Genomic DNA, 23,926 nt, shown 5'->3' with positions numbered 1-23,926 from the left:
CCTCGGCGGTGGCGGAGGGCCTCCTCGGCTCCGCCACACCACGTTTCCTGGAGAACGAGTTCGGCTGCACTCGCAGTCAACTCGGGTCAGGTCGGAGTTCCGGCCGAAGCTGTGAGGGATCTGGTCTGCGGGGGCGGATGCGACTTGAAGGCCACCTTTCATCGCCGAAGTGGCCGCTTCCACCGGGTTGGGGTGTTTCCGCCGAGCGAAGTGCACGACGGCCACGTCCCTGAAGTGATCCTCGCAGAGCGTGCGAAGTGTCCCGGTGGGCCGTTGTTCCTCACCTGCGCAGCGGACGCACGGTTCACCGCGTATGAACATAACCTCGGTCATGATCGTTCCGATCCGCCGCTCCGTACGGTCAGTGAAAATCACTAAAAGTCACTGGCGAAACCCGTCACACATCCATGCTGCGCCCGTAGGGGTCACTCGGCTACCCCCGGGGCCGCTACAGGAATGTGCTCCGGCGAGGTGCGGTGTCAGCCCAGGCGGTGTCCCATGCGGCGGGGACTCCGAGGGCTGCTGATGATCAGAGCCTCCACGCTCGGCGCCGCAAGGGACAAGCGCGTAAAAACCGGTTGGTGGACGACCGCGACCGCTGTTACGTTTCCGGCGGCCGTGCGAGTGATTGAGGAGGTGGTACCCGTGAACGCTGTATCGACATGGGTGCTCCCCTCCGGGGTCACGGTCGGGCGATAGGTCGTCCGGGAGCGCCGTTGTGTGCACTCCCGAAAGGGCACGACCATGCATTTCACATCTGAACGGCGCCTCGACGACGGCGTCCTCGAGCGCGAATTCACCCTCGGCGAGATTCCCGGCATCCTGTGGACACCCGGATCCGCTACCGCTCCGGTGCCGCTGATCCTGCTCGGCCACCCCGGCGGACTGCCGAAGATGTACCCCCGGCTGGCGGGGCGGGCCCAGCACTCCGCGGCGGAGGGTTTCGCCACGGCCACCATCGAACTTCCCGGGAGCGGTGACCGGCCCCGTTCGGCCGCCACCGAGCAGGCCCGAGCCGACCTGCGCAGGGCGCTGGAGGCCGGTGAGCCGGTCGGCGACGAGATCATCGACGCCCTCGTCCTCCCGCTGGTTGAGAAAGCGGTCCCGGAATGGCAGGCCGCCCTGGACGCCCTCCTTGCGCTGCCCGAGATCGGCGGCCCGGTCGGGTACTCGGGGGGAGTGATCTCCATCGGCGTCCGGCTGGCGGTGGTCGAGCCGCGCATCGTGGCCGCCGGTCTGTTCGCCGGGAGTTTCATCCCTCGCGTCATGTTCGAGGAGGCCCGCCGGGTCACCATTCCGCTGCACGTCCTGCTCCAGTGGGACGACGAAGGCAACGACCGCCAGGCGGCCCTGAACCTGTTCGACGCCTTCGGCTCCAAGGAGAAGTCCCTGAACGCCAATATGGGTGGCCACACCGGCGTCCCGCAGTTCGCGGGGGACGCCGCGGCCCGGTTCTTCACCCGGCACCTGAAGTGAGACCGGGCCGTCAGGCAACCAGCACACGGTAAGCCGCGCTGACCGGGATGCTGCCCGTCGGGGACAGGCCCCGGCGCTCCCTTGCTGCTCATGCCGCGGGCCTCTGCCAGTTGGGCAGGGGCCCGCGGTGCGGAGAAAGGGCATGCCAATGGACGAAGACGAGCGGCTTGACCGACTGTGCATGCGTCACTCAGGCACTCTCTAAACAGCTGTGGCTGGCCATGCCTCGCGGTCCAACAGGTCCAGGACGAGTGCGGCGATGTTCCAGGCGTCGTCCTCGCCGCGGTGATGGCGTCCCTCGAGCGGCAGTCCGGCGATCTGCAGGGCGTGGTCCATGCCGGGCTTCTTGCGCAGCCCGTAGGCCGTGGCGAATACGGCCTTGGCGTTGGTGTGGGTGCGCTCGGTCGGATAGCCGAAGGGGTAGGCCACTCCGTCGGCCTGACTCTGCCGAGCGAACTGCCGGCGGTCGTACTCGCCCCAGCTCGTCCAGGGGCGCTCCCCGGCCCCGTACTTCTCGACGAGGATCCGGCAGGCCTCGGCGAAGGTGACGCCCCGTTCCACCTCGGCTTGAGTCAGTCCGGTCAGCTCGGTGCAGAAGTCGCTCACCGTCGACCGGGTGGGGCGGACCAGAACACGGTGCCGGGATACCCGGCGCCGTGCCGCCACGTCCACGACGGTGAGACCGATCTCGATGATCTCGTTCACAGATCCGGGCGGCGGCTGCCCATCCCAACAGGTGGCTTCCACATCGATGACGTTCAGCAGGGCGGATTGGTGACGCATGGGGCCGAGGGTAGGGACCCGAGCCCGACCCGGCACCCGAATATCGGCATGCCCCCGTCGTCACCCTCCAGCGGTGCCGCCAGGCACGGATCTCGGTGCACGACGAGAAGGGCTTCCTCTGGCGTCAGTACACGTCACCTTGCCTGCTGGTCGGTCACTTCGCCTGGGCGAGCCAGACCGCGTCGGGACCGGCCGGGAATCGCAGCTGGCCGGTCGTGTCGTGCACGGCTCGCCAGACCGCCTCGGCGACATCGGTCTCCTTGGTGAACAGGTCCTGGGTTGTGAAGGAGTCCATGGCCTTCTTCGCCCACGCCGCATAGGGCGCCGGGACCAGCTCGTCCAGTGAGGTGCCATTCGTCGCCGTGGTGGCGAAGTTCGTCGTGAGGCAGGCGCCCGGCTCGACCGTCTTCGCCTGCACACCGAACGGCGCGAGTTCGAGCGCGAGGGACGAGGTGAACCCCTCGATGGCCATCTTGCTCGCCTTGTAGACGGCTGAGAGCGGCATGTGGCCCAGCACCACGCTGGAGGTCACGTTGACCACCACGCCGGAGCCGCGCTCACGGAACTGGGGCAGCACCGCCTGGGAGGTCGCCATCACACCGAAGGTGTTGGTCTCGAACACCTCCCGTACCTGGGCCATGGGGGTGCCCTCGAACACGCCGATCGAGGGGACGCCCGCGTTGTTGACCAGGACGTCGACGGGGCCCGCCGCCTCAAGCGCGGCCGTGATGCTCGCGGGCTTGGTCACGTCGAGTTCGACGACACGGAGCCGGTCCGACTCGGGCAGGACGCCTGCACGGGGAGTGCGCATCGTGGCGATGACGTTCCACCCCTGCGCGTGGAAGTGGAGGGCGGTCGCCCGGCCGTACCCGGACGAGGTACCCGTGATCAGAACTGTCTTCATGCTGTGCCCCTCGGCGATGTGATGGGAACCGCGGAGCGTAGTCACTTTCCTGCTCCGCAGAAGAACTGGTAATCCCATTGAATCGCTCTGACCTGCGGGAATAGTAGAACTATCCTCGCTCGCCCTTGCATAATCCTCCTCCGCGGTTGCCTGCCCGTTCAGGGCAGGACACCGGCGGGGGCACGCACGGCATCGCGCAGGCGGGCGGCGTCCCTGCTGGGCGGCGCGCCGAACTGGCGGCGGTATTCCCGGCTGAACTGTGACGGGTTGTCATAGCCGACGCGGTGACCGACTCCGGTGACGTCGCCCGGGTGGGTGGCGAGCAGGAGCCGGGCCTCCTGTAGTCGGATCTGCTTCTGGAACTGGATCGGGCTCATCGCGGTCACCGCCTGGAAGTTGCGGTAAAAGGCGGAGACGCTCATGCCGGACAGCCGCGCCACGTCCTCGACCCGGAAGGGCTGGGCGTAGTGCTCGCGGATCCAGCGCACGGCCCGGGAGACGTGGCTGAGGCTGCTGTCGGCCAGGCCGAGCTGGCGAACCGTGGCACCCTGCTCTCCGGTGATCAGGCGCCACAGGATCTCGCGCTTGACCAGCGGGGCCAGTACAGCCCGGTCGCAGGGCTCGTCCAGCAGGCGCAGCAGCCGGACCACCGCGTCGAGCAACGGGGCCGAAGCGTCGCTGACGGCGATCCCCGATGGTGTGCCTCCGCCGGAGCGGGGAGTGTCTCCGGGCCCGGCCTGCAGCAGCAACTCGGCGACGGCGGACGGTTCCAGCACGAGACCGAATCCCAGCGCCGGCAACTCGGCGTCGGCCTGGGTGAACTGTCCGGTGACGGGCAGGTCGACGGAGGCGACCAGGTACTGCCCTGGGCCGTACTCGTACACCCGGTCGCCCAGGGCGAGTCGTTTGGCGCCCTGGGCGATGACCGCCAGCACCGTGCCCGACATCGAGGGCGACGGCGGATCGGACCGGTCGACCTTCGAGATGAGGACGCCGTCGATGGCGGTGGTCCAGTCGGGCCGGGCATGCCGGGCCAGCAGGGTGCGGAGCTCTTCGAGGCACATGCCTTCATTGCAGCATCATTCGGCACCGCGGCTCCCGTGATTGAGAGGATCGTGCAAGTGCGAGCGAGTATCGATCTAACATTTTCGCAGGTCACACGGGTTGAATGGAGTCACCTCACTCCATCACCACAGAAGAAGGATCCCGTGATCGTCAACTACGGCTTCAACGCCACCCTGACCGCCAAGCCCCGGATGGGCGACCGGCTCGTCGACCTGCTGCTGACCGGCCTGAACGAGGGCAGCCCCGGAGCGAGCGAACACTGCGTCGTCTACCTCGTCTCCCGTTCCGCGTCCGACCCCGACGTCGTCCACGTCACCGAGGGCTGGACCAGCGAGGAGGACCATCACCGGATCTTCGCCGGCGAGGCCGCCCAGTCCATCGTGGCGCAGATAGCCGGACTGCTGGCCAAGGAGTCCGAGTACACCGACTACGTGCCGGTCCGCGGAAAGGCCACCTTCTGACCCAGCCGATCGATCCCCTGGTCCTACCTGCCGCCTCGGTCCATGCCGAGCGGAACTCTTCTCGCCCGACCGTCCGCCACCGCCCCACGAAAGGCAGCACCATGACCACGGCACGACCTGCTCTTGACCCCGAACTGCGTGAGCTGCTCGCCGACATGCCCCTCATGTCCCAGCTCAGTCCAGAAGTACTCGCGCATCTGCGCCGACTCCCGTCAACGCCCATTGAGTCCCTTCTCGCCCACCGGCACGTCGACCGGCTCGAGATCACCGTGCCCGCCAAGGACGGTGCACCCATCCCCCTGTCCGTCTTCAGTCCCGCGAACACCGATCGCGCCACCGCCGCACCCTGCATCTACTGGATCCACGGCGGCGGGATGGTCATGGGCGACCGCTTCTCCCAGATCGACATCCCGCTGGAGTGGCTCGACCAGTCCGGCGCGGTCGTGGTCTCCGTGGACTACAGGCTCGCACCCGAGGCCACCGGCGCGACCCTGGTCGAAGACTGCTACCAGGGACTGCTCTGGGTCGCTGATCACGCCGCCGAACTGGGCCTCGACCCCGCCCGGATCGTCGTCGCGGGCGCCAGCGCGGGAGGCGGCCTCGCCGCCGGCGTCACCTTGCTGGCCCGTGACCTCGGCGGCCCGGCGATCGCCGCGCAGATGCTGATCTGCCCCATGCTCGACCACCGCAACACCAGCACCTCCAGCCGCCAGTACTCCGGCGTGCCCGGCGTCTGGACCGGTGAGATGAACGCGTTCGGATGGAACTCGGTCCTCGGCGACCTCGCCGATGCAGAGGTGTCCGAGTACATGTCGCCGGCGCTGGCCGAGGATCTCTCGGGTCTGCCCACCACGTACATCGACACAGGCTCCGCAGAGGTCTTCCGCGACGAGGACACCGACTACGCCACTCGCATCTGGGCGGTGGGTGGCCAGGCCGAACTCCACGTCTGGGCGGGCGGCTTCCACGGCTTCGACGCCCTGTACCCGCAGGCACACATCTCGATCACAGCCCGCCGAACCCGCACGGACTGGCTCGTCCGACTCCTCGAACCGCGCCGCACAGCGCCGCTGACTCCAGCCGACGGTGATCGGCCATAGCTTTCCCCTCCAGGAAAACGCGGCGGCTGCCAGTCCCGCCGCGCGCGTCCGATCGTGCGTCGCCGGGTATCCGGTGACGGATCCCTGCACGCACGCCCGGCCGAAGACCCAGCGTCGGGGCCGGACGGCCGGGCGCAGGGCGTCCGCGGGGGCCGGCTGCATCCTCCCTGCGGGCTCCCCCTTCACGGCCCTATCGCTGCGTGCGTCCGCGTGTCGGTGCTGCCTTCGGGTGCAGTTGCGGTGGATACCGGTTCGTACCCTCCGATCCGGGTACCGGCGGGTGTCATGAAGCACACTCTGCTCGCCGGCTCGTGGGTACTCGGCGGATATGCGGCCGACCGGGTGTCGGAGGGCGATCTCGCGGCGGCCCGTGCGCAGATGGGTTTCTCCCTGGCCTGGCACATCATCGTGGCCTGTCTGGGGGTGGGGCTCCCGGCCCTCACGCTGCTCGCCGAGTGGTACGGCATCCGCACCGGCCGACCGGAAATCCGTCTGCTGGCCCGCCGGTGGGCGCGCGCCATGGGAGTGCTCTTCGCTGTGGGCGCCGTGTCGGGCACGATCCTCAGCTTCGAGATGGGGCTGTTGTGGCCCGGCTTGATGGGACGGTTCGGTCAGGTGATCGGACTGCCCTTCGCGCTGGAGGGCATCGCCTTCTTCCTCGAGGCGATCTTCCTCGGCATCTACCTCTACGCGTGGGACCGGCTGTCGCCCCGCCGCCATCTGCTGACCGGCCTGCCCATCGTGATCGCGGGCACCGCGTCGGCGTTCTTCGTCGTCTGCGCGAACGCCTGGATGAACCAGCCGCGCGGCTTCACCCTGCGCGACGGCAAGGTCGTCGACGTCGATCCGTGGGCGGCGATGCTGAACCCGGCCAGCCCGCCGCAGACCGTGCACATGATCCTGGCCGCTTTCATGGTCGCGTCGTTCCTGACCGCCGCGGTGTATGCCGTGGCCATGCTGCGCGGGCGCCGGGACGCCTACCACCGGGCGGGGCTCTTCATCCCGTTGACGCTGGGCGCGATCGTGACACCGTTCCAGATCGTCGTGGGGGACTGGGCGGCCCGTTTCCTGTCCGATTACCAGCCGGCCAAACTCGCGGCCATCGAGGGCGTCTACCGCACCGGCTCGCACGTCCCGCTGACCCTCGGCGGTGTCTCGGACGGCAAAGGGCTCAAGTACGGCCTGGAGATCCCCAACGGACTGTCCCTTCTGGTCGGTTACCGTCCGGGCACGGTCGTGAAGGGCCTTGACCGGGTACCGCCTGCCCAGCGGCCGCCGGTCACCGGCGTGCACTGGGCGTTCGATCTCATGGTCGCCGTAGGGTTCTTCCTTCTCGCCCTGGGACTGTGGCTGCTGTGGGCGTGGTGGCGCAGGCGCCGCACCGGAGGCGAGATGAACACCGCGCGGCTGTTCCTGGTGTCGGCCGCGGTTGCCGGTCCCGCCGCGGTGGTGGCCCTGGAATGCGGCTGGAGCGTCACCGAACTGGGCCGGCAACCCTGGATCGTGTGGGGTGTGATGAGCGTGCGTGACGCCGTCAACCCGGCTCCCGGCCTGATGACCGGATTGTGGCTGGTGCTGGTCGTGTACGCCGCCATGACCGTCGCGACCGTCTACGTCCTGCGGCGCCTAGCCCGCGGCACCCCGGTGCCCAAGGCACCACAGGAGGAGGACGTCGCCGGCTATCCCGTCGTGTGACCTCCCCATGAACCCCTTGATCGTCCGCCGTACGTCCCTTGGAGGTGACCGTGCTCGCTGACGCGGCGCTCGCGGTGATGTGGGTGGGTCTGACCTGTTACGCCCTGTTCGGAGGAGCCGACTTCGGCGCGGGGGTCTGGGACCTGCTGGCCGGAGGTGCCGAGCGTGGCCGAGCTCGGCGTTCCCTCATCGAACACAGCATCGGACCGGTCTGGGAGGCCAACCACGTGTGGCTGATCTTCGTGATCGTGATGCTGTGGTCGGCGTTCTCGCCCGTGTTCGCGGCGGTGATGTCGACCCTGTACATCCCGCTGACCCTGGCCGCGTTGGGCATCATCGCCCGTGGCGCCGCCTTCGCCTTCCGCAAGGCGAGTACGGAACTGTGGCAGCAGCGGCTGTTCGGCGCGTGTTTCGCGCTGTCGTCCCTGCTCACTCCCTTCTTCCTCGGTACGGTGGCCGGCGCTGTCGCCTCGGGTCGCGTGCCGCCGGGACTCGCCGCGGGTGACGTGGTCACCAGCTGGCTCAACCCGACCTCGCTGCTGGGCGGCGTGCTGGCGGTGGTGACCTGCGCGCATCTGGCGGCGGTGTACCTGTGCGCCGACGCCAGCCGCGCAGGGCGCACCGAACTGACCGCAGCGTTCACCCGCGACGCGGTCGCCAGCGGCCTGGTGGCGGGTGTCGTCGCCCTCGCGGGCATCGCGGTGCTGCACGCGGACGCCCCCGAACTGTTCCACGGACTGACCCACCGCGCGCTGCCACTGGTGATCACCAGCGCGGTGGCCGGTCTGGCCGGCCTCGGCCTGCTGCTCCGACGGCGCTACGTGACCGCCCGGGGCGCGGCGGCACTGGCGGTCGCCGCGATCCTGTGGGCGTGGGGCGCAGCCCAGTACCCGGCCCTGCTGGTCGGCAGCACCACGGTGACCGCGGCCGCGGCCAACTCCTCCGTGTTGTCAGCGATCCTCGTCGCGCTCGGGGCGGGAGCGCTGGTGCTCGTGCCCTCCCTGTGGCTGCTGTACACCACCTTCCAACGAGAAACGGCGGACCAGCGGTCGTCCCAGTAAAGCCCGCCTTCTCGCGTCGCGTACCCCGGAGTCGCCACAGAATTTGACGACTGCTCAGATCGCAGGTGATGTGCACGGGTGCTGAGGTGTGCCCGGTGCGTGGTCGACGTTTCCACGTGATCCGTACGTTTCAACGCGATCCGTGTGGTTCCCCACTGGCCTGTGTGAGACCTTGCAGGATCCGTCGTTCCGAGGGCTGTAGCGGGGGTTCGTTTGTCCGGGGCAGCGGTGGTCCGTTGAGGGTGGCGAGCAGGGCTGCTGGGCGCAGCAGCCGCGATGCGGGGGCCTTCAAGCTGGTCACGTCCCACAGGGCCGCCGCGGCGTTGAAGGAACCGGTCGCGGCGCGGGTCAGTCGGCGTGCGTAACCGGCGGCGAGCCGGTCGGCGATCGTTGCCTTCTCACCTCTGACGTCCGGGTACAGGACGTCCATGGCCACGGCGGTGGACCATGCGGTGTCGACGTGGCGGGCGGCGCTCACCAGGACGCGGCGGGACAGGCCGGGGGTGGAGATATCGCTTCGGACCAGTTCCTGGAACAGGTCATGCGCTCCCAGAGCGGCGACGGACATTCCCTGCCCGTAGGCCGGGTTGAAGGTGGCCAACGCGTCGCCAAGAACAAGGAATCGCTCTGGCCACACCGGGGATTTCTCGAAGTAGCGCCGGACGTTGCTGGTGCTGCGGCTGACCGCCACGTCGGTGAGGGGCTCGGCGCCGGAGATCAGCTGGCTGACAATCGGATGCGGAAGGCCGGCAATGTAGTCGAGGAAGCCCTGGGGGTCGTTCGGAGGCTCGCCACCTCGGGTGCCGCCGGCACTGACCATCCACCGGTTGCCCTCGATCGGCAGAACCATGGCGCTTCTGCCGGGCCGGCCGCTGTAGGGGTCTGCCTGGATCATGGTCAGGGGGAAGGACTCGGCACCCGGTGGTGTGCGGTAGATGCGGGTGGCATTGGTGAGGCCGGAGTCGATTTTCCTCTGTTGCACACCGCTGACGCCGATGGCGGTGAGCCATTCGATGTTGCGGGAACCGCGTCCGCTAGCGTCGATGACGAGGTCTGCCTCCACCTCGCTGCCCAGGGCCGGGTCGTCCCCGCTGATGCGGACGCCGCGAATGCGCCGCGTGTCGCCCAGCAGCCCCTCCACCACCGCCTGATGGACGGAGACCTTGGTCGTCTGCTGCAGCAGCGTTTCGCGGACCACCCAGTCCAGCAGGCCCCGCGTACAGGTGATCATGCGGGAGCCGTCCCACCGGTACCGGCGGAACCATCCGGCGTCGGGAGAGAAGGCCAGCATGCCGTTGGCGAGCGAGATCTCGTGCGCGCCTGCCTCGAAGAGGCGCTTGCGAACGTCTTCCCTGAACAGACTCTCCATCGCCATCCACCCGCCGGCCATGAGCAGGTGGGCATGCTGTCCCTGGGGAACCCCTCGGCGGTTCGCGGGGCCGGAAGGAAGCACGTCCCTGTCGAGGAGCACGATTTCCGCCTCGGGGACCGCACGGGACACTGCTGCTGCAGCGAGCAGCCCGGCTATGCCCGCTCCGATCACGACAGCTCTTTGCGACACAGGTTCTCCTTGTTGCGGTCGTACGTGTTCACTGTGCCCGTACGTGATCCGGTGCCGCATGCTGCGTTCCGCTCACGGCGTTTGCGAGTTCGACCAGGTCTATGGTGAGGCGGAGTTTCTCCGGCGGATCGGCAGGACCGCGGATCCGCCCCGATGCGCGGAGTATGCCATCCGTGATCATCGCTTTCTCCGCGGCGATGCGGGCCCTGTCGGGGCTTTCACCACGACCCACCGCGGCCGCATAAGCGGTCTCGCCGACGCGCTGGTCGACCTGAGCCGCCAACTGCAGCAGGGCGTCGCGGATGCGCGCTTCGAGCAGGTAAAGGCGGCGGCTGGGCAGTTGCCACCAGAACTGCCACCAGCGAGGGGCGGCCTGGGGGGTAGTGGTGACATCTTTGACCGCGGTCCACAGGGGCAGCAGGGCACGGTAGTTGACCAGGCTCTGCTTCTCCGATGCCGCCGCCGAAAGGCGCGGGAGGACGAATCCGGCGGAGTAGATGAGCGCGCCGAGGGAAGCAGCGGGCGGGGCCACCGTCGTCGACAGGAAATCGAGGTTGTAGCCGCACCACCGGGCCACGACCGCCGTGACTTTGGTCAGCTCGAATCCGAGGACGTCCAGGAGCAGGCCGGCCAGGATCAGCCGGAGTCCGACACGGAGTAGACCGGTGACTTCATCGCGCGCCCACTTCAGACACACCACGCTCAGAACTATGGTGCTGGCCAGGTGCCCCAGGAGGTAGAGGACGATCATCTCCCGCATGTACGGGGTGTTGGCGTAATAGGTGTCCAGGTCGGTGAGGCGCTCGGTGTCCGCGTCCGCGAGACTGAACAACACGATGATGGCGAAGATGAGCATGGCGTAGACCGCGATGCTGATCCGCACCATCCGCCGTATCTGCTGGGCGGGTCCGCCCCTCCAGTGGATCAGCAGGATGATCAGTGAGCAGCTGAAGGCCGAGATGGAGCTGTAGGTCAGCGGCGCACCGACGTTCGGGATCCCGGTGACGCGGTTGACGGCGGCCAGCGTCGCCGGAGCCGCGCAGATGAAACAGACGGCGCCGAGAAACGCGGTCGCCCGGGTAGGAACCGTCAGCGAGGTGGGAGCGGTCGTGGGGGATCGGCGGATCACCATCGCGGCCACCACTAACAGCAGCGCCGCCAGATAGACGACAAGGCTCATACCGGGGGCTCCGTTCCGCCGACTGTGGGGTACGGGAGGTGGCGCGCGTCATGCCGATCCGGCCCGGGCGGGGCCGGTTGCGGCGTAGTGAGACTCACGCTCGGATCTCCTTATGGCGTCGGCGATCAGGACCAGCATCCGTGGATTGCGCGGCAGTGCCAATGGGGCCGGTTCACCGGGTGGCTCCGCCGGCAGGATGCTCTGCTGTGCCGCCGCGGCGATGGTGGCCGCCCATGCGGCGGAAGTGGCCAGTTCATGAGCGGTAACTGAGCGGCCGCGTCGGCCACCCCGCTCCTGCAGCCTCCTGAACTCCGTTTCCACGACGTGGTCGTAGAGCCCTCTGTCGAAGAGCGTTTCGATCTCGTGGAGGCCGTTGAGGATGGTGCTACGGCGCCAGGTGGCCCACAAGAAGGGGGAGCGAGGCCGCTCCAGTCGCAGGGCGCGATCCGTCAGCACCGGATCGAGCACGGCATCGAGCGGGGCGAGACGAACGAAGTCGCCCCAGGAGGAAAAGTGATGCCCAGCCAGCGGCAGCAAGACACCGGTCACCGTCAACAACGCACCCAACCCCGCAAAGAGCGGAGGGATGGAGATCCCCAACTGGGGCCAGTCCCTGCCGGACCAACGTGCCCCGACGGCAGCCAGTTTGGAGATGCTGTAGCCGGCGCTGAGCACGGTGCCGGTGCCGATCGTCAAGAGGCTGGCCCGAAGCCAGGGACGCTGTCGAACCTCCTTCTCGCGTGCCCAGCGCAGCGCCCATGTGGCGCTGACCGTCACCGCCGTCAGGTGCGCCAGCAGATACAGCACGATCATCTCGGCGACCCAGGGAGTCGTCGCGAAATAGGTGTCGAAGTCGGTGCGCCGTTCCTCGGCCGGACTGCCCGCGGCGAAGAGGACGGCGATACCCGCAAGCACAACCGCGTAGCCGTAGATCCATTTTCGGGTGGTACGACGCATGGTCGGCCCGTCCCGCCAGCAAGCGATCAGGATCAGCAAAGCCGCGCTGTACGCGGTGATCGCCCCGTAGGTGAGCGGCGCGGCGATATTGGGCACACCGGTCAGCCGGTTGATGAGCGCCACTGTCGGGGGAGCCCCGAACAGGAAGCACAGCGAGGCGAATCCCAGCACGGCGACGATGGCACGCAAGGACGGATCGATCCGGCGTCTGGCCAGATCGGGCAGGCGGAACAGGAGCGCGATCCACAGCAGAGCACAACTGATGTAGTTGATCGCCCCGCTCATCTGCGGTTCCTCTGGTAACCGAGGGAATCCGCGATCCGGCGGGCCGTGTCGCCGGCGATCACATCGCGATCCATCAGCGATCGCATCTGCTGCCCCACGAGAATCCCGAACAACTCGGCTTCTTTCTCGGGATCTTCGTCGAAGCGGGACCGCGCGGCCGCCGGCTGGGTGGCGTGCAGATGCCCCGATCCGGTTGGGGAACAGGCTTCGTTCGCCAGCTGCTCGGGCGTCAGCCCGTCCTTCTGTCTCATATGCCAGAGTTCATGGCCGAGGATCTGCGCCTGGTGCCAGACTTCGGCATCCGCCTCGATGATCACGTCGTCCTGATCCTGCCGCTCCACCCACATGCCAGTAGCGCCGAACTTGCGCGGAATGCGGACTCGGTGCACCTCAAGCGGACGATCACCGCGCCATCGCCTCGCGGACTCGACAAGGGCCTGGAACAGGGCTTCCGGGTCAGCCGGACGCTGCCCGCCCGACGCGTCGGCCTGCTCACCGGCCAGACGCTCGCGGATGGGACCGATGAGTTCGTCGGCGAACTGCTGCATGTCCCTGTCGCGGCGCCGCATCTGTCGCCACTCGCGCAACCCGGTCAGAGGATTCATCTCAGCTCTTGCGGTTCGAGGGGAGGGCGATGACGCACGTCACGGCGTCCGGAAGGGTGATGTGCCAGTGAGGGGACAGCGCGGCTCGAGCTGGCTCAAAGGCCTCACCACACAAGGAATCCACCCTCCCTGGTTACGTCGCCCTGACCTTACCGGAGCGTTTACCGGCGTGGGACGGCAAAGAGGCCACCGCACGAAACCCCTGCCCACTTCTTCCAAGGATGTGAGTGTTGTGCGGTGCCAGGCAGGGGCAGAGGAAGAGATTCGAGGTGGGCGGCCCCATAGGCTGAGCGCCCGTCCGTACCGTCTGGGGGAGAAATGACCAGTAGGTTCACCGAGTTGGTCGTCGACTGCCATGATCCGGAGCGGCTCGCGGCCTTCTGGTGCGCCGTCCTGGGCTTCCAGGTGATCGACCGGAGCGAGGGCAAGGTCGAAATCGCCTCCTGGGAGCCGACCGTCGAGGAGGTCAGGGCCCGCCAGATGCCGCCCACTTTGGCGTTCATCCGGGTGCCCGAGCGCAAGGCTGTGAAGAACCGGCTGCACCTCGACGTCAGCCCGATCGACGGCAGTACGGACGACGAGGTGGCCAGGCTGCTCGGCCTCGGCGCGGCCAAGGTGGACGTCGGCCAGGGCCCCGGCCGGAGCTGGGTGGTCATGGCCGATCCCGAGGGCAACGAGTTCGATGTCCTGCGCACCCTGGCGCCGTCCGATTCGTGAGTCGCCTTCTGGCTCTCCGGGCTGCGAGCTTCATGGGCGCCCTAGTGTTGAGGGCGCGGCTTGGCCTTGGTGGCGTGACGGGCGGCCTTGTACGTCTCGGGCAGGAAGCGGTGTTCAAGGGCAGTGCGCTTGGTGGCGGCGTCCCCGCCGACGACCTCGGCGCGGCCGTTCATCAGGGCGAGGAAGCCCTGGCGGGCGACTTCCTTGCGGCTGTTCTTCTTCATGCCGGGGCCGAAGGCGGTGTTGTTCATGCCGGCGTTGGCGTGGAAGTTGCTGTCGGTGGCTCCGGGCATGAGGCAGGTGACGGTGACCCCGTGTTCCTTGAGCTCCTCGCGCAGGCCGGGGGCGAACATGTGGGTGAACGCGCGGGAGGGCCCGTACACGGTCTCGTAGGGGGTGGGCAGGGTCGCCGACAGCGAAGAGGTGATCAGGATGCGTCCGCGGCCGTTGTCGGCCATGTGCCGGGCGACGTGCCTGGCCAGGTGGACGACGGAGGCCACGTTCAGCCGGATGAGGGAGAGTTCGTCGTCGAGGTCGGTGTCGAGGAAGGCACCGCCGATGCTCCGGCCGGCGTTGAGGACTGCGGCGTCGTGTGGCCGGCCGGTTTCCTGCACCGCCCGCCACACCGCCTCGACGCCCTCGCTCTGGGAGAGGTCGGCGCGTACGGGTGTGACGTGGACGCCGTGTCGCGCGAGGTCGGCCGCTGCCTGGTCGGTCTGCTCGCTGCGGCCGGTGGCGATCAGGTCGAAGCCGTTGATGGCGAACAGCGTCGCGAGTTCGCGGCCGATGCCCGCGGAGGCCCAGGTGATCAGGGCGAGCGGGCGGTGGGAGGCGGTGCTGCTCATGAGTGGTGCTCCTGTTCCGTTTGCTGGGGTTACCAGTCCTGGCGGGTGGGTGGAGGACGATGTCGTTGACGGTGACCTCGGCGGTCCGGGTGGACCGCGCCCTTGTTGAGGCCCTGGGCAATGGAGAACTTGGTGGCGCTGTACACGCCGCTGGCATGTCCGACGCGGATTCCGGCCACCGAGCCGAGGTTGAGGATGTGGCCGGGCCGACGGGCGATCATGTCGGGCAGGACGGCACTGACGCCTGCGATCGCGTCAGGCTGGTGGGTCAGGTCGTCGAGACACCGTGTGCCGTGCCGACGTGCCGACGTGCCGACGTGCCGACGTGCCCGGCCGTGGCCGGCCAGCGAGAGGCCGTACCGCCTCGTCACCGGCCGGCACGTGCGCCCGACTGGAGGTCAGGCAGCGGGGGCGTCGAAGTCGGCCGACTTCGTCAACGCCTCGTTCGCGCGGATCTCGGCGAGCATCGACTCCAGCTGCTCGATCGCCATGCCGTACGCCGGGGCGCCCAGCAGCAGACGCTGGGGGTGGTTGTCGGCGGCGAGGGCGGTGATGATCGCCCGGGCGGCGGCGTGGGGATCGCCGGGCTCCTTGCCGCTGTCCGCGCGGAACGCGGCCCGCTGCGCGCCGACCGTGTCGGCATAGTCCGCGATCTCCCGCTCGGGCAGCGTCTCGTTGGCGGACCGGCCGGCCCAGTCGGTGCGGAAGGGGCCGGGCTCCACGAGCAGCGTGGTGATACCCAGCGGGGCGACCTCCTGGCGCAGGGCGTCGGTCAGGCCCTCGACGGCGAACTTCGTGGCGGCGTAGTAGCCGACGGCCGGGAAGGCGCGCAGTCCTCCGATGGAGGAGAAGTTCACGATCACTCCCGAGCGGCGGGCGCGCATGCCCGGCAGGACGGCGCGGATGACGTCGGACAGGCCGAAGACGTTGATGTCGAAGATCCGGCGGATCTCGTCGTCCGTGCTCTCCTCCACGGCGGCGAAGTAGCCGATGCCGGCGTTGTTGACCAGCACATCGATGGCGCCGAAGTGCCTCTCCGCCGCCTCGACGGCCTCCTTGACCCGGACGGCGTCGGTGACGTCGAGGGGCAGGGCGAGCGACCGGTGGTTGCCCTCGACGAGATCCTTGACCTGGGTGACGTCGCGAGCGGTGACGACCGCTTTGTGGCCGGCGGCAAGGACCTCCTGGGCCAGGGCGCGGCCGAAGCCGGTCGAGCAGCCGGTGATGAACCAGACCTTCTGCGAAGCAGTCACGATACGGATCTTCCTCGGAACGGGCGCACCCCTCCCACGCCGATCACAACGGATGACGGCGAAGGGGGCGCTGTGTACGGGGGAAAGGCGGCGCCCGCCCCGGCCGGTGCGACACACACGGCAGGCGGGCCGCGAACCCTCAGGGTCGCTGCGGTGGCCGCCCCACCATTGATGCACGCCGTAACGCGGCAGACCAAGCCGTGAACGGGGGCCGTTGCTGCCGGGGAAAGGCCTTCCCCCCTTCGCCGGTGGATCCCCGACACGAGCCGGGGAACACTGGCGGACATGGCGAACAATGCCGAGGAGATCAAGAAGTTCCTGCGCACCCGGCGTGACGCGGTCCGCCCCACCCAGGTCGGCCTGGCGAACTACCCGGGCCGACGGGTACCCGGCCTGCGCCGTGAAGAGGTCGCGCAGCTCGCCGGGGTGAGCGTGGACTACTACACCCGCCTGGAGCAGGGACGGCTGACCAGCGCCTCCGAGGGTGTCATCCTCTCCATCGCCGAGGCCCTGCACCTCACCCAGGCCGAGACCCAGTACCTGCGCGACCTGTTGCGCCCCCAGCCCCGCCGCGGTGCGCAACAGGCGCCACCCCAGCAGGTGCGCCCCGATCTGCTGCGCATGCTGAACGGGCTACACGACCGGCCCGCCTTCGTCCTGGGCCGCCGCAACGAGGTCCTGGCCTCCAACGACCTCCTCGACGCCCTGCTCACCCCGTTCAACCACCGCCCACCCGGCGATCGCAACCTGCTGCGCTGGATGCTCCTCGACCCCGCCGCCCGCTCCCTGTACCTCGACTGGGCGCAGGTCACCTCCGAAGTCGTCGGCGTGCTGCGCGCCGAGGCCGGACGCAACCCCCACGACCCGCAGATCGCCGCGTTCGTCGCCGAACTACGTTCCGCATCCCCCGAGTTCCGCACCTGGTGGGCCGAGCGAACCGTCGTCGAACGCACCTGGGGCACCAAGCGGTTCGATCATCCCGTCGTCGGCCGCCTCGACATCACTTACGAAGCCCTTTCCCTGCCTGGCGACCCCGACCAGATCCTCTTCGTCTACGCCGGCAAAACCGACGACGACCTCGAAAAACTACGCATCCTCGCCAGCTGGTACGCCCAGTCGACCCCCCGCCCCGCCACCACCGAAAAGGGCACGGCCCAGCAGCAACAGGACGGGGCGGGCGAACAGGATCCGATCCCCGACACGCGTAAAACCCACCCCGGCGTTTGGAGCCGCATCTCCTGGCGCCCATGCGACGGGCGGCCTCGGGCTCAGCCCGGTGAGGTGGGCAGCCGTTCCGTGGGAACCCTGGTGCCCAGCAGGTCCTCCAGCGCCGCTGTCATCCGGGCCGCGAGGTCGCGCGGGGGATCGATGAGCGAGCCACTGGAGTTGGAGACCGTCCCAGAGGGCGACCAGGGACTGCGCGATCTGGTGGTGGTCTCTGCTGTTGGAGATGCGGCCCATGTCCTGGTCCCGGCGGATGGCGTTCGCGACGCCGGCGACGACCCGTTCGTACCTGTCGCGGAACCACTGGTGTGCGGGATGGTCCGGAGCGTGTGACTCCGCCGCCACGAGGGCGAGCAGGCGCAGCATATCCGGCCGTTGGAGGTTGCGGCGGACGTAGCGGAGGACCGCGAACCCGACAATGTCCAGCCCGAAGCCCGCGACTACTTCACACCACTGGCAGCCGAAGCCCGCCGTCTGGACTCCACCCGGCCCATCGCCTACCTCAACGTGCTGATGGGATCACCGGACCAGTGCGCGGTCACCGACCTCTTCGACGTCGTCCTGCTCAACCGTTACTACGGCTGGTACTTCGGCCCCGACGACCTGGCGACGGCCGAGACGGAGCTGGAAGCCGAACTGCGCCAGTGGGCCGAGCGGCACGACAAACCCATCGTCATCACCGAGTACGGCGCCGACACCTACCCCGGCCTGCGCAGCACCGTACCGAGCCCGTGGACGGAGGAATACCAGACCGAGCTGCTCGACGTGTACCACCGCGTGTTCGACCGGGTCGACGCCGCGGTCGGTGAACAGGTCTGGCACTTCGCCGACTTCGCCACCGCACCCGGCGTCTTCCTCGTCGACGGCAATAAGAAGGGCGTCTTCACCCGCGAACGACGCCCGAAGAGCGCCGCGTTCAGCCTGCGGACGCGCTGGCGCAAGGACGACTGAGCATCGGCGGCGCCCACCCGGCGCCGCCGATGGGTGCGCTACCGGCGTGTGCCGCATCCGGGGCAGAACGCCGCGCCGTCCGGTACGACGGCCGAGCAGGAGGAGCAGTGGTCGGACTGGGCCAGGTGGTAGCCGCAGCCGGAGCAGTACGCGGCTCCGTGGGTCTCGGTACGGCACTGGGGGCAGACCAGTTGGCGGGGTGTGGTGGGGTCGTAGTTCTGTCCCACCTGCTGCCCGGCGGCGTAGGCCCGTTGTGAGGCCATGTCGTTCAGGCCACGCTGCTGGGCCGCCATGGCCTCGGCCGCGGTGTCGGGGGCGCAGTTCAGACACAGCCCCTGCGCCGCGTTCCAGCAGCGACCGCAGACATAGTTCGTGCAGCGGGCGCAGCGGTTGAAGTGCCCCTGTGCGTGGCTGATCGCCCGCTGGAAGGCTTGGTCGCGGGCCTGTCCCCAGCCGGCCCCGGCGAGCCCGTCGGCCGCCGACGTCACACCCCGCCCCGTGTTGCCGAGGAGGCTCCAGGCCAGGTCCGTCCCCTTCCGGAGCCAACTGGCCGCGCGCTCACCCGTGTACGCCTCGAAGGGCGACCGCCAGGTGTCATAGCAGCGCGAGCAGGAGAACTCGAACTGGAAACCCGCTCCAGTGCCGGTGCGCTCACACAGGTCCCGGTAGTTGTTGCTGAAGTAGATCTCGCTGCTCACGTGGTCCCCCCACAGGCCAAGCCGTCGGCACACTGCCCTACGACGCAAGCGGAAGAGTACTGGTTCTGTGTGGCCGAAAAGTCACCCCCATGGTCCTGCCCGGCTGCTGGCCGCGTCATGCTCGGCGCCGGCGCGCGTGGCCGAATGAGGGCCGGTGGCGAGGGTGGCCGCTGCGTCGGTCAGGTGGAGAACGAGGTCGGCCTGCGCGGTCAGGCGGAGGTCGCCGGCCGTCGGCTCGTCGAGGATCAGGACGGGTGCGGTCCGCAGCATGGCCCGGGCCAGGGCGATTATTCGAGGAGATCCGGCATCATGAACTTTTCCACTGGTCAGGGCCGCCACCGCGCCATTCGATGAGGGCGGACCCTGCGACGTCCATCTCGTCCCAGTCCTGCAGGCCGGCCTCCTGAAGGAGAACGGCTACGTCCAGGAGTCCATAGGCGATACCGACGAAGTGATCGCCGATGCGGACACGCCGGCCGCCGTCTTCCGTCGGCGGATAGATGATGACGCTCTGGTCAGTGGGCATGTTTCCAGCGTGCGGGGTGTGCCTGTTTCGCGCATATGGGGCTGGTGCCGGTCGTGCGCAGGGTGGCGGGATTGGGAAGGAGGCGGCGCCGAACGCTCCGGCGGAGTGCTGCGCCATGAGGGTGACGCCCCCGGTGCCCAGGTGGTGGGTGTGCCGGAGATCAGGCCGGTCCTTCGTCGGCATTGCACACGCATCTCATTTGGCTCGATAGGCTCCGGTCGTGGTCTCGATCGTTGAGCGGCTGGTGCCGGACGAGTTGTGGCAACTGTTCCAGCGGGTGGTTCCCGAGCCCCCGTCGCGACCTCAAGGCGGCGGCAGACGGCGGCACGGTGACCGGGAAGTGCTGGCCGCGATCGTCTTCGTGGCGACATCGGGCTGTACGTGGCAACAGTTGCCATCCGCTTCGTTCGGTCCTTCGGGGGCCACCGTTCACCGGCGCTTCGTCGAGTGGTCGAAGGCCGGGGTGTGGACCGAGCTCCGTCGCCTGCTCCGCAAAGAACTCGGCATCCGTGACGAGCAGGAGTGGTCCCGTTGCGCGATCGACTCGGTGAACGCGAGGGCCCTCAACGCGCGGGCCCTCAACGCGGGGCGGCGCCCTCGCTGACCCATCGAGCGCCTCACCGCCGTCGCCTGCGCCCTGCTCCGCTGCAGCGGACTCCACCAAATGAGATCGGATCTGGTCGGGCGGCCGCTCATCGCCGCACTCGTGCAACGCGCGGTTCAACCTCTTGACGCGGATGGGGTGTTCGCCGATAGTCATGGCTTGATCCGGCCGACCAAGGGCGGTCTGATCGCTCCTCAAATTGTGAGCGCTAACAATCCGGGGTCGCCCGCGATTTGGTTCGCTCACCATACATGTCCACCCACCTGAAAGGATCGACCGACACCCCAGTCCGGCCAGGATTGTTAGCGCTAACAATTTCAGTGCGTGTTCCGCTGCCTGTCCCCGGTCGCCGGACACGTTTGCCCACCTCAGCCCCCCATCGGCCCGCTCTCCAGAGCCCACCGCGAAGTCGGTTGGGGGCGCGGCCTGCCGCTCAGTACCGACGAACAAGGGAGTTCAAGGTGCCTGCCCTGTTCCATTTCCGCCGACTGCGCCGCAGAGTGAGCGTCTCCCTGGCCTCGATCGCGCTCGCCTTCGCCGGCCTGGTCGCCTTCAGCGGCACATCGCACGCCACCACACAGGAGCCTTGCGACATCTACGCGGCGGGGGGCACCCCGTGCGTCGCCGCGCACAGCACCACGCGCGCGCTCTTCGCCGCCTACGACGGCCCCCTCTACCAGGTGCAGCGAGCATCGGACAGCGCGTCGCGGAACATCGGGGTACTGACCGCCGGAGGAGTCGCCGACGCCGCCGCACAGGACTCCTTCTGCGCCGGCACCACCTGCACCATCACGCGCGTCTACGACCAGACCGGCGCCGGCAACGCCCTGGTCTACCAGGGACCCGGCGGCACCGGTGGCGCCGACACGGCGGCCAACGCAACCACCGAAGCGGTCAGTGTGGGCGGCCAGAAGGCCTACGCGCTGTACATCAACCCCGGCAACAGCTACTTCGCCTACAACTCCACCGGGGGCGTGCCGACCGGCAGCTCACCCGAGGGCGAGTACATGATCACCAGCGGCACCCACGTCAACAACGGCTGCTGTTTCGACTACGGCAACACCGAGACCGACCACCACGCCGACGGCAACGGCGCCATGGACGCCATCAACTTCAGCACGGAATGCTGGTTCGGCGGCTGCAGCGGAACCGGCCCGTGGGTGCAGGCGGACCTCGAGAACGGCCTGTTCACCGGCGGCAGCAAGGCGTGGAACCCCAACCAGGTCTCCGAGACCAGCCACTTCGTCACCGCGATGCTCAAGAACAACGGCACCACCCAGATGGCCCTCAAAGGCGCGGCCGCCCAGTCCGCGAGCCTGACCCAGTTCTACAGCGGCGCACTGCCCAGCGGATACAACCCGATGCACAAACAGGGCGCCATCATCCTGGGCAGCGGTGGCGACTGCTGCCAGACCAACCACAACGCAAGCGCGGGCACCTTCTACGAAGGCGCCATGGTGAGCGGCTATCCCTCCGACACCACCGAGGCGGCGGTCCAGGCCAACATCGCAGCCGTCGGCTACAGCACCAGCACCCCCTTCATCCCCGGCGCCAAACTGTCCCTGCAGGCCACCACCTCCTGCTGCACCGGCGACTACCTGCAGCACGACACCAGTGACGACAAGGTCGTCATCGCGCCGGTGACCACCTCCAGTTCCGCCACCGACAAGGGCGATGCGACCTGGATCGTGCGCGCCGGCCTGGCCAACGGCAACTGCGTCTCCTTCGAGTCGGCCAACGCATCCGGCAGATACCTCAGGCACTACGCGTTCCAGCTCCACCTCCAACCCAATGACGGCACGAGCCAGTTCGCCGCCGACGCCACCTTCTGCCCCACCTCGGGCAACAGCGGCACGGGCTACTCGCTGAGATCTTTCAACTACCCGACCAAGTACATCCGCCACTACGGCTTCACCGGCTACATCGCGAGCGACGGCGGCACCAACACCTGGGACACCGCCTCGATGTGGGCCCAGGACACCAGCTGGCTCGCAGCCTCCCCCTGGAGCTGACGAGCAACAAGCCCCGGGTCCGGTGCCGAAGAGAGCCGAAGCCACGCCGAACCCGGTAGGTGTCCACGCGAGCCGCACCGTCCGCGCAGCCGGACACCGGGAAGCGCCAACCCGCACATCACCCACCCAGTGAAGGAGTCTCCGCATGTTCAAACCACCGTGGATACGCAGCGTCAGACGCGCACTCCTCGCGGCCGGTGCCACAGCCGCCCTGGCCGCCGGTCTCCTCACCGCCACAGCAGCCCCCTCCCAGGCCGCCGCCCAGGGGCCGTGTGACATCTACGCCGCCGGCGGCACCCCCTGCGTCGCCGCGCACAGCACCACACGCGCCCTGTACGCGGCGTACAACGGCTCGCTCTACCAGGTCAGGCGCGCCTCGGACAACGCCACCCTGAACATCGGCCTGTTGAGTGCCGGCGGATACGCGAACGCCGCCGCCCAGGACTCCTTCTGCGCCAACACCAGCTGCGTCATCACCGTCATCTACGACCAGTCGGGCAAGGGCAACAACCTCACCCAGGCACCCGCGGGCGGCGCAGCCGGCGGACCGGACAACCTCGCCAACGCCTTCGAGGCGCCGGTCACCGTCGGCGGACACGAGGCGTACGGCGTGTACGTCGCCCCCGGCACCGGCTACCGCAACAACAACACCAACGGCATCGCCACCGGAGACCAGGCCGAGGGCGAGTACGCGATCTTCGACGGCACCCACTTCAACGGCGGCTGCTGCTTCGACTACGGCAACGCCGAGACCAGCAGCACCGACACCGGCAACGGCCACATGGAGGCCATCTACTTCGGCAACAGCAAGTCCTGGGGCTACGGCAGCGGCAACGGCCCCTGGATCATGGCCGACCTCGAGAACGGTCTGTTCTCTGGCGTCAACCAGCACCTCAACTCGGGCGACCCCACCGTCACCAACCGATTCGTGACCGCCATGGTCAAGGGCGGCCCGAACCAGTGGGCCATCCGCGGCGGCGACGCACAGTCCGGCAGCCTGTCCACCTACTACAGCGGCGTACGCCCCAACGTCTCCGGCTACAACCCGATGCACAAGGAAGGCGCGATCATCCTCGGCATCGGGGGCGACAACAGCAAGGGCGCCCAAGGCACCTTCTACGAGGGCGTCATGACCTCGGGCTATCCCTCGGACGCCACCGAGAACGCCGTACAGGCCAACATCACCGCAGCCGGCTACAACAGCGGCTCGACCAGCACCGGTTCGCTGACCCCCGGTTCCCGGATCTCCCTGCAGGCCACCACCTCACCCTGCTGCACCACCGACTACCTCCGCCATGACGACGCCGACACCAAGGTCGTCATCTCCAACATCAGCTCCTCCAGCTCGGCCACCGACAAGGCCGACGCCACCTGGATCGTGCGCGCGGGCCTGGCCAACAGCTCCTGCCTGTCCTTCGAGTCCGCCAACGACCCCGGTCAGTACCTGCGCCACTACAACTACGAGCTCTACCTCAACACGGACAACGGCGGCAGCACATTCGCACAGGACGCCACCTTCTGCCCCACCACTGGCAACAGCGGGGTCGGCCACTCCTTCCAGTCCGTCAACTACCCGACGAAGTACATCCGCCACTACAACTACACGGCCTACATCGCCAGCAACGGCGGCTCCAACGCCTGGGACTCCACATCCTCGTGGACCCAGGACACCAGCTGGCTCACCGCCTCCCCCTGGAACTAGCAGGCAACCGTCCCTCCCTCTGAACACCCCCGGCGAGCACGGCAGCCCTACAGAAGCCAGGGAAGCCGTGCTCGCTCCCTCGTGTGAGGGCTGCAGTGGCGATCAGAGGGTCCTACCTTGTTGGTGGGTTGGACGGGCCGTCGTAAGGTCCAGAGGCCCAGAGACACCGGGTATTTGTGTCCTGAACATGAATGGAGCTGGTTGTAGGAGCAGTTCTTGAAATGGTGCTGTGCGGAAGATGAAGGTTGTTGGCCCTTCGGA

The 23,926-nt window shown here is 68.3% G+C and carries 23 protein-coding genes and 2 pseudogenes; 11 read left to right on the top strand and 14 right to left on the bottom strand.

All coding sequences use genetic code 11. The features are described from left to right. Positions 1-744 precede the first annotated feature (744 nt). Positions 745-1,476 (top strand): alpha/beta hydrolase, encoded by a 732-nt coding sequence (locus ACWCQ1_RS42660; RefSeq protein ID WP_133047117.1) that lies wholly within the window; start codon positions 745-747, stop codon positions 1,474-1,476. Between the two features lie 201 nt (positions 1,477-1,677). Here the strand turns inward: ACWCQ1_RS42660 and ACWCQ1_RS42655 are convergent, their stop codons facing one another. From ACWCQ1_RS42655 to ACWCQ1_RS42645, 3 genes are all read right to left on the bottom strand, one after another. Next, positions 1,678-2,259 carry a 3'-5' exonuclease gene (locus ACWCQ1_RS42655; protein WP_207929913.1) on the bottom strand — a complete coding sequence of 194 codons (582 nt, stop codon included), beginning with the start codon at positions 2,257-2,259 and terminating at the stop codon, positions 1,678-1,680. A 154-nt stretch (positions 2,260-2,413) separates the two neighbouring features. Continuing rightward, positions 2,414-3,163 (bottom strand): SDR family oxidoreductase, encoded by a 750-nt coding sequence (locus ACWCQ1_RS42650; protein ID WP_451028951.1) that lies wholly within the window; start codon positions 3,161-3,163, stop codon positions 2,414-2,416. 158 nt (positions 3,164-3,321) lie between these two features. Beyond that, positions 3,322-4,227, bottom strand: coding sequence for an AraC family transcriptional regulator (locus ACWCQ1_RS42645; RefSeq protein WP_358607735.1), 906 nt, complete (start codon positions 4,225-4,227; stop codon positions 3,322-3,324). A 144-nt stretch (positions 4,228-4,371) separates the two neighbouring features. Here ACWCQ1_RS42645 and ACWCQ1_RS42640 point away from each other — a divergent pair, with 144 nt between their 5' ends. From ACWCQ1_RS42640 to ACWCQ1_RS42625, 4 genes are all read left to right on the top strand, one after another. Beyond that, a complete protein-coding gene (locus ACWCQ1_RS42640; protein WP_358607732.1) occupies positions 4,372-4,689 on the top strand; it encodes a putative quinol monooxygenase in 318 nt (105 codons plus the stop codon). Positions 4,690-4,790: 101 nt separating this feature from the next. Continuing rightward, complete coding sequence (locus tag ACWCQ1_RS42635) at positions 4,791-5,789, top strand: alpha/beta hydrolase (protein ID WP_358607729.1); 999 nt, start codon at positions 4,791-4,793, stop codon at positions 5,787-5,789. A 285-nt stretch (positions 5,790-6,074) separates the two neighbouring features. After that, positions 6,075-7,484 carry a cytochrome ubiquinol oxidase subunit I gene (locus ACWCQ1_RS42630; protein WP_358607726.1) on the top strand — a complete coding sequence of 470 codons (1,410 nt, stop codon included), beginning with the start codon at positions 6,075-6,077 and terminating at the stop codon, positions 7,482-7,484. Positions 7,485-7,534: 50 nt separating this feature from the next. Beyond that, positions 7,535-8,545 carry a cytochrome d ubiquinol oxidase subunit II gene (locus ACWCQ1_RS42625; RefSeq protein WP_358607723.1) on the top strand — a complete coding sequence of 337 codons (1,011 nt, stop codon included), beginning with the start codon at positions 7,535-7,537 and terminating at the stop codon, positions 8,543-8,545. A gap of 130 nt (positions 8,546-8,675) precedes the next feature. Here ACWCQ1_RS42625 and ACWCQ1_RS42620 read toward each other — a convergent pair whose 3' ends face one another. The 4 genes from ACWCQ1_RS42620 to ACWCQ1_RS42605 are packed head-to-tail and all read right to left on the bottom strand — an operon-like array spanning position 8,676 to position 13,133. Beyond that, the gene (locus ACWCQ1_RS42620; RefSeq protein WP_358607721.1) at positions 8,676-10,106 is read right to left on the bottom strand and encodes an FAD-dependent oxidoreductase; all 1,431 of its coding nucleotides are present in this window, start codon (positions 10,104-10,106) and stop codon (positions 8,676-8,678) included. Between the two features lie 28 nt (positions 10,107-10,134). Further along, the gene (locus tag ACWCQ1_RS42615) at positions 10,135-11,286 is read right to left on the bottom strand and encodes a DUF6545 domain-containing protein (protein WP_358607718.1); all 1,152 of its coding nucleotides are present in this window, start codon (positions 11,284-11,286) and stop codon (positions 10,135-10,137) included. 48 nt (positions 11,287-11,334) lie between these two features. Continuing rightward, a complete protein-coding gene (locus ACWCQ1_RS42610) occupies positions 11,335-12,528 on the bottom strand; it encodes an MAB_1171c family putative transporter (protein WP_451028950.1) in 1,194 nt (397 codons plus the stop codon). Continuing rightward, positions 12,525-13,133 (bottom strand): toxin, encoded by a 609-nt coding sequence (locus ACWCQ1_RS42605; RefSeq protein ID WP_358607713.1) that lies wholly within the window; start codon positions 13,131-13,133, stop codon positions 12,525-12,527. The genes ACWCQ1_RS42610 and ACWCQ1_RS42605 overlap by 4 nt, the downstream gene beginning before the upstream one ends. A gap of 318 nt (positions 13,134-13,451) precedes the next feature. On the opposite strand from ACWCQ1_RS42605, the gene ACWCQ1_RS42600 reads away from it, so the two are divergent. Beyond that, entirely contained in the window at positions 13,452-13,850 is a 399-nt protein-coding gene (locus ACWCQ1_RS42600) for a VOC family protein (RefSeq protein WP_358607710.1), read from the top strand. A 41-nt stretch (positions 13,851-13,891) separates the two neighbouring features. Here the strand turns inward: ACWCQ1_RS42600 and ACWCQ1_RS42595 are convergent, their stop codons facing one another. Genes ACWCQ1_RS42595 through ACWCQ1_RS42585 form a run of 3 tightly spaced genes read right to left on the bottom strand, consistent with a single transcriptional unit; the run spans position 13,892 to position 15,948 of the window. Further along, on the bottom strand, positions 13,892-14,695 hold the full coding sequence (locus ACWCQ1_RS42595) for an SDR family NAD(P)-dependent oxidoreductase (protein ID WP_451028949.1): 804 nt from the start codon (positions 14,693-14,695) through the stop codon (positions 13,892-13,894). A 29-nt stretch (positions 14,696-14,724) separates the two neighbouring features. Beyond that, positions 14,725-15,066 carry an SDR family NAD(P)-dependent oxidoreductase gene (locus ACWCQ1_RS42590; protein WP_358607705.1) on the bottom strand — a complete coding sequence of 114 codons (342 nt, stop codon included), beginning with the start codon at positions 15,064-15,066 and terminating at the stop codon, positions 14,725-14,727. Positions 15,067-15,093: 27 nt separating this feature from the next. Then, entirely contained in the window at positions 15,094-15,948 is an 855-nt protein-coding gene (locus ACWCQ1_RS42585; RefSeq protein WP_451028948.1) for an oxidoreductase, read from the bottom strand. A 285-nt stretch (positions 15,949-16,233) separates the two neighbouring features. Between ACWCQ1_RS42585 and ACWCQ1_RS42580 the strand changes: the two are divergent. Next, positions 16,234-17,028 (top strand): annotated as a pseudogene (locus tag ACWCQ1_RS42580) (helix-turn-helix transcriptional regulator); the annotation flags it as partial. A 6-nt stretch (positions 17,029-17,034) separates the two neighbouring features. On the opposite strand, the gene ACWCQ1_RS42575 reads toward ACWCQ1_RS42580, so the two are convergent. Beyond that, positions 17,035-17,538 (bottom strand): TetR family transcriptional regulator C-terminal domain-containing protein, encoded by a 504-nt coding sequence (locus ACWCQ1_RS42575; protein WP_451028965.1) that lies wholly within the window; start codon positions 17,536-17,538, stop codon positions 17,035-17,037. Positions 17,539-17,547: 9 nt separating this feature from the next. Between ACWCQ1_RS42575 and ACWCQ1_RS42570 the strand changes: the two genes are divergently transcribed. Then, on the top strand, positions 17,548-18,123 hold the full coding sequence (locus tag ACWCQ1_RS42570) for a glycoside hydrolase family 2 TIM barrel-domain containing protein (RefSeq protein ID WP_358607696.1): 576 nt from the start codon (positions 17,548-17,550) through the stop codon (positions 18,121-18,123). Between the two features lie 38 nt (positions 18,124-18,161). Here the strand turns inward: ACWCQ1_RS42570 and ACWCQ1_RS42565 are convergent, their stop codons facing one another. The 3 genes from ACWCQ1_RS42565 to ACWCQ1_RS42555 all read right to left on the bottom strand — a co-directional run bounded on the left by ACWCQ1_RS42565 (position 18,162) and on the right by ACWCQ1_RS42555 (position 19,347). Continuing rightward, complete coding sequence (locus ACWCQ1_RS42565) at positions 18,162-18,821, bottom strand: zinc ribbon domain-containing protein (protein WP_358607693.1); 660 nt, start codon at positions 18,819-18,821, stop codon at positions 18,162-18,164. Positions 18,822-18,902: 81 nt separating this feature from the next. Then, positions 18,903-19,091, bottom strand: a complete 189-nt coding sequence (locus ACWCQ1_RS42560) for a hypothetical protein (RefSeq protein ID WP_165955014.1) — start codon at positions 19,089-19,091, stop codon at positions 18,903-18,905. A gap of 37 nt (positions 19,092-19,128) precedes the next feature. After that, positions 19,129-19,347, bottom strand: a complete 219-nt coding sequence (locus tag ACWCQ1_RS42555; protein ID WP_133047103.1) for a hypothetical protein — start codon at positions 19,345-19,347, stop codon at positions 19,129-19,131. Positions 19,348-19,567: 220 nt separating this feature from the next. Here ACWCQ1_RS42555 and ACWCQ1_RS42550 point away from each other — a divergent pair. From ACWCQ1_RS42550 to ACWCQ1_RS42540, 3 genes and pseudogenes are all read left to right on the top strand, one after another. Continuing rightward, a pseudogene (locus tag ACWCQ1_RS42550) lies at positions 19,568-19,921 on the top strand (transposase); the annotation flags it as partial. A 491-nt stretch (positions 19,922-20,412) separates the two neighbouring features. Beyond that, positions 20,413-21,963, top strand: a complete 1,551-nt coding sequence (locus ACWCQ1_RS42545) for an alpha-L-arabinofuranosidase B (RefSeq protein WP_451028947.1) — start codon at positions 20,413-20,415, stop codon at positions 21,961-21,963. 145 nt (positions 21,964-22,108) lie between these two features. Then, complete coding sequence (locus tag ACWCQ1_RS42540; protein ID WP_451028946.1) at positions 22,109-23,665, top strand: alpha-L-arabinofuranosidase B; 1,557 nt, start codon at positions 22,109-22,111, stop codon at positions 23,663-23,665. Positions 23,666-23,926: the final 261 nt, after the last annotated feature.

The sequence above is a fragment of the Streptomyces sp. NPDC002144 genome, assembly GCF_053593695.1.
This window is presented reverse-complemented; position numbering and strand designations above follow the sequence as displayed.

Excerpts from the sequence above, each read along its gene's own strand:
- ACWCQ1_RS42660 (WP_133047117.1), top strand. The coding sequence starts at position 745 with ATGCATTTCACATCTGAACGGCGCCTCGACGACGGCGTCCTCGAGCGC.
- ACWCQ1_RS42655 (WP_207929913.1), bottom strand. The coding sequence starts at position 2,259 with ATGCGTCACCAATCCGCCCTGCTGAACGTCATCGATGTGGAAGCCACC.
- ACWCQ1_RS42650 (WP_451028951.1), bottom strand. The coding sequence starts at position 3,163 with ATGAAGACAGTTCTGATCACGGGTACCTCGTCCGGGTACGGCCGGGCG.
- ACWCQ1_RS42645 (WP_358607735.1), bottom strand. The coding sequence starts at position 4,227 with ATGTGCCTCGAAGAGCTCCGCACCCTGCTGGCCCGGCATGCCCGGCCC.
- ACWCQ1_RS42635 (WP_358607729.1), top strand. The coding sequence starts at position 4,791 with ATGACCACGGCACGACCTGCTCTTGACCCCGAACTGCGTGAGCTGCTC.
- ACWCQ1_RS42630 (WP_358607726.1), top strand. The coding sequence starts at position 6,075 with ATGAAGCACACTCTGCTCGCCGGCTCGTGGGTACTCGGCGGATATGCG.
- ACWCQ1_RS42615 (WP_358607718.1), bottom strand. The coding sequence starts at position 11,286 with ATGAGCCTTGTCGTCTATCTGGCGGCGCTGCTGTTAGTGGTGGCCGCG.
- ACWCQ1_RS42610 (WP_451028950.1), bottom strand. The coding sequence starts at position 12,528 with ATGAGCGGGGCGATCAACTACATCAGTTGTGCTCTGCTGTGGATCGCG.
- ACWCQ1_RS42605 (WP_358607713.1), bottom strand. The coding sequence starts at position 13,133 with ATGAATCCTCTGACCGGGTTGCGCGAGTGGCGACAGATGCGGCGCCGC.
- ACWCQ1_RS42600 (WP_358607710.1), top strand. The coding sequence starts at position 13,452 with ATGACCAGTAGGTTCACCGAGTTGGTCGTCGACTGCCATGATCCGGAG.
- ACWCQ1_RS42595 (WP_451028949.1), bottom strand. The coding sequence starts at position 14,695 with ATGAGCAGCACCGCCTCCCACCGCCCGCTCGCCCTGATCACCTGGGCC.
- ACWCQ1_RS42575 (WP_451028965.1), bottom strand. The coding sequence starts at position 17,538 with ATGCTGCGCCTGCTCGCCCTCGTGGCGGCGGAGTCACACGCTCCGGAC.
- ACWCQ1_RS42560 (WP_165955014.1), bottom strand. The coding sequence starts at position 19,091 with ATGCTGCGGACCGCACCCGTCCTGATCCTCGACGAGCCGACGGCCGGC.
- ACWCQ1_RS42555 (WP_133047103.1), bottom strand. The coding sequence starts at position 19,347 with ATGCCCACTGACCAGAGCGTCATCATCTATCCGCCGACGGAAGACGGC.
- ACWCQ1_RS42540 (WP_451028946.1), top strand. The coding sequence starts at position 22,109 with ATGTTCAAACCACCGTGGATACGCAGCGTCAGACGCGCACTCCTCGCG.